The sequence below is a fragment of the Lewinella cohaerens DSM 23179 genome (assembly GCF_000379805.1).
Classification (GTDB): Bacteria; Bacteroidota; Bacteroidia; order Chitinophagales; family Saprospiraceae; genus Lewinella; species Lewinella cohaerens.
This window is the reverse complement of sequence record NZ_KB903543.1, coordinates 69,901-82,002: the sequence shown is the minus strand read 5'-3', so window position 1 is coordinate 82,002 and position 12,102 is coordinate 69,901. Positions and strand designations below refer to the sequence as shown.

Annotated in this window: 8 protein-coding genes; 5 read left to right on the top strand and 3 right to left on the bottom strand. The window is 45.8% G+C overall.

Annotated features, from left to right (window positions below; genetic code table 11):
- Positions 1 to 565: 565 nt before the first annotated feature.
- Together A3EU_RS32755 and A3EU_RS0112310 are read right to left on the bottom strand one after the other, a co-directional pair.
- Positions 566 to 1,840 (bottom strand): T9SS type A sorting domain-containing protein, encoded by a 1,275-nt coding sequence (locus tag A3EU_RS32755; RefSeq protein WP_020536475.1) that lies wholly within the window; start codon positions 1,838 to 1,840, stop codon positions 566 to 568.
- A gap of 100 nt (positions 1,841 to 1,940) precedes the next feature.
- Positions 1,941 to 4,658 carry a S8 family serine peptidase gene (locus A3EU_RS0112310; protein WP_020536474.1) on the bottom strand — a complete coding sequence of 906 codons (2,718 nt, stop codon included), beginning with the start codon at positions 4,656 to 4,658 and terminating at the stop codon, positions 1,941 to 1,943.
- Between the two features lie 376 nt (positions 4,659 to 5,034).
- Here A3EU_RS0112310 and A3EU_RS0112295 point away from each other — a divergent pair, with 376 nt between their 5' ends.
- The 5 genes from A3EU_RS0112295 (at position 5,035) to A3EU_RS0112275 (ending at position 9,670) form a co-directional block, all read left to right on the top strand.
- The gene (locus tag A3EU_RS0112295) at positions 5,035 to 6,315 is read left to right on the top strand and encodes an ATP-grasp domain-containing protein (RefSeq protein WP_020536471.1); all 1,281 of its coding nucleotides are present in this window, start codon (positions 5,035 to 5,037) and stop codon (positions 6,313 to 6,315) included.
- Positions 6,312 to 7,325 carry an ATP-grasp domain-containing protein gene (locus tag A3EU_RS30260; protein ID WP_020536470.1) on the top strand — a complete coding sequence of 338 codons (1,014 nt, stop codon included), beginning with the start codon at positions 6,312 to 6,314 and terminating at the stop codon, positions 7,323 to 7,325. Before A3EU_RS0112295 ends, A3EU_RS30260 begins: the two co-directional genes overlap by 4 nt.
- Positions 7,300 to 8,277, top strand: coding sequence for a succinylglutamate desuccinylase/aspartoacylase family protein (locus tag A3EU_RS0112285; RefSeq protein WP_156825743.1), 978 nt, complete (start codon positions 7,300 to 7,302; stop codon positions 8,275 to 8,277). The genes A3EU_RS30260 and A3EU_RS0112285 overlap by 26 nt, the downstream gene beginning before the upstream one ends.
- A gap of 11 nt (positions 8,278 to 8,288) precedes the next feature.
- Positions 8,289 to 8,693, top strand: a complete 405-nt coding sequence (locus A3EU_RS0112280) for a hypothetical protein (protein WP_020536468.1) — start codon at positions 8,289 to 8,291, stop codon at positions 8,691 to 8,693.
- A gap of 98 nt (positions 8,694 to 8,791) precedes the next feature.
- Complete coding sequence (locus A3EU_RS0112275) at positions 8,792 to 9,670, top strand: DMT family transporter (protein WP_211213933.1); 879 nt, start codon at positions 8,792 to 8,794, stop codon at positions 9,668 to 9,670.
- Here the strand turns inward: A3EU_RS0112275 and A3EU_RS0112270 are convergent.
- Entirely contained in the window at positions 9,667 to 12,057 is a 2,391-nt protein-coding gene (locus tag A3EU_RS0112270) for a TonB-dependent receptor (protein ID WP_020536466.1), read from the bottom strand. The genes A3EU_RS0112275 and A3EU_RS0112270 overlap by 4 nt on opposite strands.
- Positions 12,058 to 12,102: the final 45 nt, after the last annotated feature.

Genomic DNA, 12,102 nt, shown 5'->3' with positions numbered 1-12,102 from the left:
AAAGTTAGGGTAAAATCGGAAATGGAAGGGGAAAGAGAAGTTTAAGGTGTATAACAAAATTGCAGGTTCTTAAGAATTTCTTTGCACCAGGTGCCCTCTTTGCCTGAAACATCAAGAATTCTCCTTTTTCATTAGGCACTGGCGGTCAGATCGTCCCACAGCTACGGCAGATTACCAATTTGGGTACGATGGTTAGTACTTCGGTTACTTCCTTCCAGTTCTTGATATTTTTTTTGCTTTAAGTAATATTGTTGAATATTATTTGTGTTTTTTTGATCTGATTTCATACCTTAGCATTTCCTTGAAGAATTGACAATCTTTAAGAAAATCAGAGGTACTACCCCCCATCTTGTCAAGGGGGCATTCATCGGTTTTTTTTGCGTATTGTTTGGCTGCTACCTGCTATGGTAGCAGGTGATGTCGCACGCCCTTTGTGGTCGGTTGACCGAGGGCGGATTTGGCGGTCCGGCAGCTGGGTGGGAACCCTCCCACAAGCGGGTGTTATGCCTACTATTTACCTTTCACAAATACAGGTCTAAAACTTCCCCTTAGCCTAATTTAATGCTCACTGCACCACAAACAGTTCCTGGTCGTAACCGACTCCATTGCTATAAATTTCTATCACATACCACCCTGGCTCATAGCTTCGAATATCGATCAATAGTCGAGAGGTAGACTGTTCTTGATAGTTTAGTGGCATGATAGTACCATCGCTTCTGCGGATGGAGATATTGTTAACATCGATATTTGGGAAATTAACAGTAAGAAAACTACTGGTAGGGTTGGGGTAGAGGTTGATCCGTGCAAATTTAGTTGTGCTATTTAAGGCAATGATTTCGCTCTGACTGCACTCACCCGAAAAATCAACCTGGGTAAGGCGATAATAATTCATTCCAAAATTAGGGTTAGGGTCGGTATACTTATAATTGATGGTCTGTTGACTATCACCGTTGCCAGCCACTTCGCCGATGGTATTGAAGTTCTTGCCATCAATGCTGCGTTCAACCATAAAAGATTGGTTGTTGTGTTCTGTGCGGGTCTGCCAGTAAAGCTGAGTGCCACTGTCGGTGACTTCTCCCCGGAACTCAGAAAGCTCTACAGGAAGCAGGCCGAGGTCGAAAAAACCATTCCAGACATTACCCAGTTGAATCCCATCTACAACCATCATGTTAATACTAGCTGCTGGAGCATTGATCAAAATACGCCCAATTTGATCAGGCAAACCTGTTCCATTGACAGTAGTTGTTAAAGTAGGAGAAACTGGCTCTTGAGGCATGAAGTCAGGACTGATGTACACCTTGAGAAGGTCGTTGCCTGCGACGATAAATTCGTACTTCAGAACCACATGGTAAACGGTAGCTGCAGCAAAAGTAGCAGTGCTGGTAACTTCGTCGGCTATAGATTGCGTCGTTAAGGCGGCTTTTATCACACCACTTAACTGGTCTTTATAAAAACCAAACCCGGCAAAAGTACTCGCGAAGGCCTCCTTTTCTACCGCCATTTGGTAATCAGGAAAAGTAGGTAGCTGGCTCTCATTATCAATTCGAACCAGGAAGGATAGGTAGGCAGCACCACTGGCAAAAGAGGTTGCCAACAAGTTGTCGCGACCAATGTTTCCACCGCTACTCTGCAATTGCAAGACCTGCCCGTCTGCGTTGTTCTGCGGATAATCGGCGAGCGTCATAGCATCAGTAATCACTTGAAAGCTAGCATTGCCGCTCCATTGATTCTGATTGTTGAGTGTGCCAAGATTGAGGTCGAAATCTTCGTTGAAGTTGTTTTGAGCAACAATGGTTTGCTGAAAAAGGAGTGTAATAAGAATCGCGAAAAAGTATTTCATAGGGGTACATTTCTGAGGCGAATAAAACTTCAAAATACCCCGTCATTAGCAAGTGGCTAATAACGGGGCTTTAAAATTATTGATCAATCAACTCAAGGTATTAGTTCAGTACAATTGCTTTGGTGTACTGCTCACCAGCTTCGGTTTCCAGGCGTAAGAAATACTGTCCTTTAGGATAAGAAGCTACGTTTAATTGTATTTCCCCGTAAGGGAAAAGCAGGGTCTGGTTTTGGTAAATGATCTGCCCACCGTTGTTGAGGAGGGTTACTTTTCCTGGTGTTTCGATGTTCAACATGTTGGTTTTTACAAACAAGCGATCTGTCGTAGGATTTGGGTAAACACTCAATTCAAAATCAGCGCCTGATGTATCACTTTGTGGAACGGTGAAATTCTGGGTAGGGTTTACCCACTGATCAAAAGTACGGGTAGCAATTACTGCAAACTCCACACGGCTGATCTCCGTATTTGGCTGAAAGTGTGCATGTATGGTAAATCCTAAACCAAAAGGATTTTGAGTGATAGAGTAGTATACATTGATCAAATTAAGGTTCAGAGCTGCTTGTACGTGTCCGCGCAAGGCTGTGGGGATGTCGTTTGCATCTTCTACGTCAATGGTTTCTCCATCAACGTTGACAGTGATAGGGTCATTGGCGAGGGAGTTGGCATAGTCTTCTAAGCCCAGGCTTTGAGCCAAAGTGTAGGCTAGTTCGGCGCGTGTTACGGTACCGTTTGCATCAAAGCCATTGGCAGTTGTTGTCATTAATGGGCTACTGTTTGATTCACTATCGCGCAAAGCAGCACCGGTAGCCATTACTGATTCGGCCAGTAGACTTGCATTGCCATTGAGGGTAGGAAATTGTAGTGTGCCGGTTGAGGAAAGGTACTGGCGAACACCCTGGCCCATCATTAGGTAATCGGCGAGCTCCAAGCGGGTCAATAAAGCTTCTGGTTCGAAATTATTACCATTACTGTCCATCAAGCGGTTACTCACTGCGAGGCGAATAGATGCCTCGTTGTCGTGACCATTTACATCATCCAGCCCGGTAGCACCGGAAATAACACTTTGGGTGATAGTACCCTCTACGGTTTCAGGTAAGGCCAAGCCATTTAATCCTTCAATACTTAGGGTCCAGGTACCGGATTCAGGGCTAGCTACAGCTACTCCGCGTCCAACACTCAAGGTAAAGGTTACAGGGATACCTGCACTATAGCGTTGTCCACTAGGTGAGAATAATACTAAGTTCAAGAGGTTGCCGGTTTCGCCCAATACACCACCAATAACGGTCTTGGCTTCCAGCGTCGTCGTACCCGAAGCCACTTCAAAAGTAAGCTGCTCGGTATCACCAGGGAGATACTCTACAGTAAAGTTTTCTGTAGTACTTGCTGTTAATACATTGCTGTTAAAGTTGCGATTGATATTTAGGGAGCTTCCGTAATTGCTGGCATTTCCAAAAATGGTGTTTACCGCAGCGTAAGCGTTTACGTAGCCTGCGCCTACTTCCCAACCTGCACGGCCAGGAATGTTAGTAGCAGTCTGTTGTATAATGGCTTTTACCTCGTACGGATTCAGCGTGGGGTCTGCCTCCAGCATCAGTGCTACAATACCAGCTACGTGAGGTGCTGCCATAGAGGTGCCATCAAGTGTTGTATAGTAGGGTAGGTGAGCAGGTTCTATCGTTTCAATATCGTCGGGGGTGCCCAACACACCAATAGGAGAAATAGCTCTGGTAGAAATAATTGCTTTTCCTGGTGAAGTGACGGTAGGGCGATCTTCCCAAGTGAAAGTCTGACCATCAACGACCACTGTACCGCCTACGTTGTCGCGACCACGTGAAGAGAAATCCGTCAGGCGCCCCTGCTTGTCACCGGCAGCTACACAAATTACCCAAGGAGCTTTTTTATAGTTTCCGGTAATGGTACCCGAAGAAGCACCAGAGTTGCCCGCCGAGAATACAATGACAATATTACGATCTGTACATTTTTTTGTAGCAACGTTGATAGGGTCAGAAGGGTTGAAGTCGGTACCTGCATCGCTGGTCGTTCCCCAAGAGTTGGTCACTACCCGGATGCCGTACTGGAATTGCTTGACAATAGCATAATCAAAGGCAGAAAGGACATCAAGCAGTGCTACTGCTGCACCTGCACCATAGCCAATAAGATCGGCGCCAGGAGCTACCCCTTCATAAAGACCCTGTGATGCTATGCCGGTACCCCCTACAATACCTGCCACGTGGGTGCCGTGTCCTCCGGCAGCGTCGGTATTAGGTACGTCTTCAATAGGCGTGTAAGGCAAAATGCCAGAATAGGAATTGAGGTTGGCATGGGCTGCAACGTTTTGAACCAGGTTAGTACCAAACTCCAGGTCAGGGTGAGTGCCATCCACACCGCTATCGTTAATGATGACGCCTATACCACTGCCTGAGACGGGCAAGCCCCCATTCTGAGCGGTGATGATAGGGTCGGTCCTTAATTGGTCAACGCCGGTAATTACTGTCGCACGATTGTTCTCGTAATCGATGTCATAATTCAAAAACAAAGAACGTACACTGGGGTTAGCAGCGAGCGTATTAATTTGTGTTGGGGTAGCGATCACACCAGCAATAGGTAGTGATTGCAAGGTAGCTCCTTGGGTAATCCCAATAGATTCAAGTAAGCCAAGGTTAGCAATAGTAGGAGTATCATCTCCGTGAAAGGTTACTACTACTTCTAAGGGCTGGCCTAAATTCAGCGCTTCGGTAAGCTGAGGGGCAACAAAAGCTTGTGCTGTAGCCAGAGATAAAGAAGAAAGAAAGAAAAAGAGAATAGTTAAAAATCGCATGGTCGTGTATGTTTGAAGTAATTAATAGTGGATATTCAAATTCTATGCTTCAAAAATGCGACCTCTCTCTTCGAAATAAGGGCTGGTGTGATATTGACGATCGTATGGGAAAAAAAATAACGACGATTTTTATTTTCACTAGTATACTTGGGATAAAGCGAACATATTTGCGGGGAATTTACTATTTACCTAATCCCAACTAAAACATTTTATTATCGAAGATCCATCCAACATACAGCCAGTCCAACCTGGAAGCTTTCGTAGTGAGAACCATTGGTACCCCAAGGCACTCAATGCTACTATTCATCCAATGGTGAGCTTTTTTCTTAATCTTTCCAAAGAGAGGATCATCACTCGCTATTGTCATCTTCATCCAATGGTGAAACGAGCAAAATTGGAAGAAGTACTGGACTATGAGTGCAAATACTTTCTGTGGAGCGGTGCGGATTTGATCAATGCTACTTCTGCTACAGGAAAGCGCCAGATGGTCATCCTTGAAAATAACTCTTGCCCTTCGGGACAAAAGTCGATGCCACTCCTGGATGACAATAAGGAAGACGGTTCTTATCGCCTTCTTATTGAACGTACTTTCAAGCCTTTATTGAAAAAGAAAAAAGGCATGGGCAAAGGCAGGCTTGGCCTGATCTACGATAAAAACTTTATGGAGGCCTCTGGTTATGCAGCCGTTATTGCAGATGTTATGGAGGAAGAGGTATTGTTGATTCCTTATTATAAAGGAGAGGCTAATACCCACATTAAAATCGAAGACGATTGGGTGTACGTAAAACATGAAGGAGAGTGGGTGCCACTACGGGCTGCTTTTCGCTATGTTACTCAGAAGCCTTGGAATCGCCTTCCGCTACAGTGTAAAACAAAGCTGCTCAACCCTATCGTGGCTTGCCTGGCTGGAGGGCGCAACAAAATGGTCGCCGCTAAAGCTTACGATATTTACAATACAGAGCTACGAGAGTGTGGGCTGAAAATCAATATTCCGGAGACGATCTGGGATGTTAGTAGAGAAGAAATCCCGCTCTGGGTGCAAAAACTTGGCGGGCAAGCAGTAATAAAAATCCCCTACAGCAATGCCGGTCAGGGGGTTTACACCATCATTAGTGAAAAGGAGTTAGATAGCTTCATGGAGCTGGATATGGAATACCAGCGCTTCATTGTACAAAGCTTGATTGGCAACTATAATTGGAGCTCTACCAGTAGTACAGGTAAGTTTTATCATGTTGGTACAATTCCTACTTCAAAAGGAGAAACTTATGTGACTGATCTTCGTCTAATGGTTAGCAGTACCAAAGACGGTATCAAACCACTGTGTGTCTATTCGCGGCGGGCCGCAGAACCCCTCGCTGATAATATCACCAATGGTAGTGATTCGTGGAGTATGCTGGGTACAAACCTTTCTATTAAGCACGCAGAAAATGAATGGGGCTCGGATACCAACCGTTTAATGTTGACGGACCGACGGGATTTTAATAAGCTCGGACTTGGTCTTGATGACCTTATAGAGGCTTACATTCAAACCGTATTGTCCACGATTGCTATTGATAAAATGTGTAAAAACCTTTACAACAGTAAAGGTAAATTTCGGATGCGTCTTTTCAAGTCGTTGAATAATGACCGGACGCTACTGGATGAAATTATGATATGATAAAGGCACAGTATAGGGTACTTGTCCTGACGGATCACAAAGGACATAGCCCCGAAAATTCTATCTACGCTTTGCTGCGGCAAATGCGTACACATTCCCGTTGTGCGGGGATTGATATTGCCAGCCGATCGTGGGCTGGAAATGATCCGTTTTTTAATGGGCAAACAGGGCAAGAATTACAGGCGGCTACGGTCACCGATTCTTTTTCCTACACCATAGACGGCGACCATCTGGTAAAAAATATCAAGACGGTTAACCCTCAGGATTATGACCTCGTCTTCTTGCGGTTGCCCCGCCCGATCAGTGATGAATTCCTGACTTGGCTGGCGGATTTGTTGGATGGAAAAGCCATTGTAAATCATCCTAATGGAATTTTACAAACGAGTAACAAGCAATTCTTACTTAATTTTCCAGAGGTAAGTCCTTCCATGTGTTTGTGTCAATCTGTGGCGGATGTGCTGGATTTTGCGGCCAAGTTTCCCATCGTATTAAAACCATTAAAGGAATACGGCGGGCGTGGCTTGCTAAAAATTGACGGCAACAAACTGGACGACGGGACGACTATCCATGATACGGCGACCTATTTGAAAGAAATAGAAGGCATCCTTCAAACAGACGGGATGCTGGGGATGAAGTTCCTTAAAAACGTCAACCAGGGTGATAAACGAATCATTGTCGTAGGTGGTCAAATTATGGCCGCTTCGTTGCGGCTACCTGCGCAGGATTCCTGGTTGTGCAATGTTGCCCAAGGAGGTACTTCGGTACCCACCGAGGTGACGCCGGATGAAGAAGCAATCATTTCAACAATAAACCCCAAACTTCAACAAGCGGGCATCCTTATTTATGGTGCCGATACCTTGGTGGATGATGATGGTAAACGAGTGCTTTCGGAAGTTAATACCCTCAGTATTGGAGGTTTTCCGCAAGCCGAACAACAAACGGGCCGCCCCGTTATTCAACCAACAATAGATAAAATATTTCAGTATGCTGATGCCCACTATGCAGGATAACCTGCCGATGATTTTGGATTTCAATCTGGAAGATACTCCCCGGGGTACCAAGCGTAATTATTGGCTAAAAATCATCTCTGATGGTTTTGCCAACCCTATTTGTATTCCGGTCATGGTCGCTCGTGGCCTGAAAGATGGCCCCGTTTTAGGGCTCACCGCAGCTGTACACGGTAATGAGTTAAATGGTATTCCTGTTATTCAGCGCTTGTTTAATGAAGTGGAAATTGAAGAGTTGAGTGGCACCATCGTCGGTGTGCCAGTGGTAAACGTACCTTCTTTTATTCGTAAAAGTCGACGATTCAATGATGGCGTCGACCTCAACCACATAATGCCCGGCAAAGAGAGTGGTAACGTAAGCCAAGTTTACGCCTACCGTTTTATTGATCGCCTGGTAAAACATTTCGATTATCTACTCGATTTGCACACAGCTAGTCAGGGAAGAGTCAATTCTTATTATATTCGTGCCGACATGGATCATCCGGTTGTGAAAGAGTTGGCAATGCTGCAAAATGCAGACATCATTGTACACAATCCAGCTTCGGATGGTACCCTACGTGGAGCAGTAGATGAAATGGGTATTCCGGCAATAACCTTAGAAGTTGGCAACCCGAATACCTTCCAGAAACGATTGATTCGCAGTGGAATTACGGGGATTCATAATGTCCTTTGTCACCTGGAAATGGTAGACGATGAGATAGAAGTACCAGCCAAACCTACCGTCCTATGCAAATCTTCTTTCTGGATCTATACCGATGTGGGCGGATTACTCACCGTTTGGGTAGATTTACGGGAAGAAGTGAAAAAAGGCCAGCTAATTGCAACAATTAGAGATATATTTGGCCGTAAGATTAAGGATTATCTCGCACCGTCAGATGGCATTGTCATTGGCAAAAGCGTAAGCCCGGTAAATCAAACAGGTGGGCGTATATTACACCTTGGAATTTATAAATAAAGTTTTAGAGCATGAGCAAGCCAAAAGTGATTAAGGATTACGAAAAACTTCCGGAGGAAGTAGTCGAACAAATCAAATTGGTCTATCCACGGGGATTTAGTCAACACTTGATCGCGTTTGTCAACCGAGATGGTGAACGTAAAATGGGACTGCCTTTCGAAACAGAAGACTATTACTACCTGATTCGAATGACGCCCGTTCGAGCGAGTAATATCATCGAGGAAGATGATGATTACGATGACGACGGTGTCTTAAAAGCAAAAGCGAAAGCGAAATACACCGACAAGTACGATGATCTCGACTTTTTGGATGATCTCAACGCTAATGATGACAATGACCTGGGCGATACCGAAGAATTAACCGATGAACTCAGCGATGAATTGGCTGATGAAGCGGGTGATGACTTTGATGATTAAACATTCTTGATAGTGCTTGCTAGAGGTATTGACGTCATAAGCGTCAATATCTCTAGCTCTCACACGCTTTTCCCTTCTCCTTCAGGTTGATCTACGGTGTGCAGATTTCAGAACTTCGGTTAAAATCAAGGCCTATCTCCAAAGGAATTATCTATATCCTGATTGCGACCCTTTCTTTTGCTATTATGAATGCAATGGCGAAAGAACTCTCTGGAATGCACCCCCTTCAGGTCGTGTTTTTGCGCGCCTTCGGCTCGTTCGTGTTTATTTTTCCCTACATGCTTTATCGGCGCATAAGCATAGTCGGCAGTAATCCTAAAATATTGCTTGCCCGGTCTTTGGTGGGCGTAGTTTCTCTAGCAACATTTTTTATAGCGCTACAACGGATCCCGCTGGGGTCGGCAGTCTCTATTCGCTATCTAGGGCCTATCTTCGGAGCTGTATTGGCCTGGTTCTACCTCAAAGAGCGGGTAAGCCCTTTACAGTGGATCAGTTTTGCCATCGCTTTCCTCGGCGTAATTGTTATCAAAGGCTTTGACCTCAGAATTGATTACCTCAGCCTTGGTCTGATGCTGACCTCTGCCTTTTTTCTGGGCATGGTGTTCGTACTTATTCGCTACCTCAGTGATAAAGAACACTACCTCACGATCATCAATTATTTCATGATCGTTTGTATGCTGGTAGGCCTTTGTTTTGTCCAATATTGGCGTATGCCCCTGGCCGACGAGTGGCCTTCCGTGATCGGCATTGGCATCTTCGGCTTGATTGGCCAGATCTTCATGACGGTAGCCTTTAAGCATTCCGAGGCCAGCGTGTTGGCACCCTTCAAATACATGGAGCTGGTGTACGCGCTCATCATGGGCTACATTTTCTTTGGAGAAGGTTACGCGCTGCTACCTATGCTGGGGATTGTCCTCATTGTTATTGGTATGGTGCTGAATGTTTATGGGAAAGAGAAGAATACTTCTTCAACCTAACGATTCCCCCGCTGCGCATTGCGCATCCGATCTTTCTCCGTCTGGTTGAATTTGTAAACAAAAGTAAAGGTGAAACGAGCACCGTAGCGCCGACTACTTTGCTCTAATTCGTAACTAGTGGTCTTGGCAACCGAACGACGAATGCTGGAATCAAGGAGGTTGAACGCGCGGATACTCAAGCCTATTTTATCATCCATAAATGATTTGCTCAGCCCCGCAGACAATTCCGAGAACGATAGCGTGCTCACCTGGGCCTCATTACGAGGCGCTACGTAAAGGTAGTAGAGTTGCACCTGCAAGTCTTTAGGAAGCCGAAGATTGGCGGAAGCACGGGCACGCCAGCTGGTACCATTGGCCGAAAGGTCCTGCCCCTCGTAAATGCCGCTTTCTTCGAAGTGGTAGAAGTTGAAATCAGTGCTCAACTGCAAGGCGGCAACAGGCTGATAACTCGCCGTGAATTCTACCCCGGTTTCCCGTAATTGGTCGATATTGATAGGAAGTAAGACAAACAGGTCATCCTCCGTTCTATCAAGAAAGGTCTGGAAAGGTTGGTCGCTACTGCGGTAATAAATGCCCGGATTGAAGGAGTATTTATCGTGGCGATGGGTGAAAGTAAGTTCGTAACCATTGGTGTAAGTAGGGTCAAGCTCAGGATTGCCGGTTTGCAGTACATTGATATCGCGTACCTCATTGAAGGGGTAAAGACTCCACAAATTAGGGCGGTTGATCCGGCGCGAAAAGCTAGCCTGGATACCACTGTTTTCGCTAATGTTATAGGATAAAAATGCGGAAGGAAACCAGTTGAGGTACTCCTTGTCTTGCGTGAAGGTGTTTTCTGCATCTGAAATGTCAATTTGGGTATACTCACTGCGCAAGCCTACTTTGTATTCAAGCTCACCCAGTTTGTTTTGGTATTCCACATAGGCCGCACCGATAGCTTCGGTATAGTCAACCTCATTGTCAAAATCGCGAAATACCTGCCATTGGTCGTCCACCTGATTTTCGGCAAGGTAGTCGTTGGTCACAATCCTGTTTTCCAGCTTAGCACCAAGCTGTAATTTGCCGGTTTCCCCCAAAGGGTAGGAGTAGTCGGTGGAAAGCACATAATCGCGGCTGCCTGCTTTTGAATTGGTACGAATACCCGTAGCAACATTAGCAGGTAGTTGCTCCCCAAAAGTACTCAGGTCCCAATCTTTGTTGCTGTTCCAGAAATCATATTGAAAATCAATCGTCCATCGTTGCCCGGGCTGCTCGTAAGTGCGGGTGTAGTTGGCTTCTAATTGATTGTAATCGCGCCGTTCCAGCGAGTTGCCTTCGCGCAGTAGGGTAGAGGTCGCTTGTTCATCAGTGATATCATAACTGAGTGCGGTGAAATCAGTGTCTTTGGTGTCGGCCCGAAAAAAGGCCAAGGTGACGCTGTTGTTGTCGTTCCAGTAGTAGTCACCTCCCACGTAGAAAGAGCGCCCATCATCGTGGCGATCTTCGCGCTCGTCTTTCACCAGTCGGGTGATTCCAGTGTCGGAGAAGTTTTGCTGATCAGAGGTGTAAATGCCGTTGTAGTCGGAATAGCGCCAGCGGTAATTGGCAAAAAAGTTAAGCTTGGGGCCTTTATACAATAGACTGGGGCGGATAATGTGGTTGGCTGGTGCGCCCACCGTAGCGCTTACCTCTCCTTTGAATCCGTAATCCTGGTTCTTTTTCAAAACAATGTTGATGATACCCGCCGAGCCACTGGCATCAAAGCTGGCAGAAGGGTTGGTGATGACTTCAATACGTTCAATGTTTGCACCGTCAATTTGATCAATAGCATTGTTCATCGTCAAGCCGGTCCGGCGACCATTCACCAGTATTTGCACCTGGCTGCTGCCACGAAGCGTAACGGTGCCGTTGGGGTCTACCGCCACTTGTGGCACTTGGTTGAGAATATCCAAAGCATTGGCACCCTGTGCAAGAACATCCTTGCCCACATTGAAAACCTTTCGGTCGAGCTGAAGGCTGTACTGCGACCGCTCAGCGGTTACGACCACCTCGTCGAGCGCTATCCCCGAAGGAGCAAGGTAGATGTCTTCCAGCGTAAGCGTCTCCTTATCTTTTTGTAAATCAAAGGTTTGCTGAAAAACCTGGTACCCCAAAAACTGAATTTCAACAGCATGAGGCCCCAGGGGGATGTTGTCGAGTGAAAATTTACCTTTTTCGTCGGTGATGCCACCTGTTATCAAGGTGCCCTCAATGTCCATAATACTAATGGTGGCGTAAGCAATAGCTTGTCGGTTTTCGTCAAAAACTTTGCCTTTGATAGTGCCTCCGATTACGGGTGCTGCACCTTGCGCTGAAAGCACAACTAATGAAAGAGAAAAAAGAAAGAAAAGAAGAAGAAACTGTTTCATGTCGGGTGTAATTTTTGGTGAATGACTGGTTGTTGACCAGCTACT

Coding starts and splice junctions, on each gene's coding strand:
- A3EU_RS32755 (WP_020536475.1), bottom strand. CDS start 1,840: ATGAAATACTTTTTCGCGATTCTTATTACACTCCTTTTTCAGCAAACC.
- A3EU_RS0112310 (WP_020536474.1), bottom strand. CDS start 4,658: ATGCGATTTTTAACTATTCTCTTTTTCTTTCTTTCTTCTTTATCTCTG.
- A3EU_RS0112295 (WP_020536471.1), top strand. CDS start 5,035: ATGGTGAAACGAGCAAAATTGGAAGAAGTACTGGACTATGAGTGCAAA.
- A3EU_RS30260 (WP_020536470.1), top strand. CDS start 6,312: ATGATAAAGGCACAGTATAGGGTACTTGTCCTGACGGATCACAAAGGA.
- A3EU_RS0112285 (WP_156825743.1), top strand. CDS start 7,300: ATGCTGATGCCCACTATGCAGGATAACCTGCCGATGATTTTGGATTTC.
- A3EU_RS0112280 (WP_020536468.1), top strand. CDS start 8,289: ATGAGCAAGCCAAAAGTGATTAAGGATTACGAAAAACTTCCGGAGGAA.
- A3EU_RS0112270 (WP_020536466.1), bottom strand. CDS start 12,057: ATGAAACAGTTTCTTCTTCTTTTCTTTCTTTTTTCTCTTTCATTAGTT.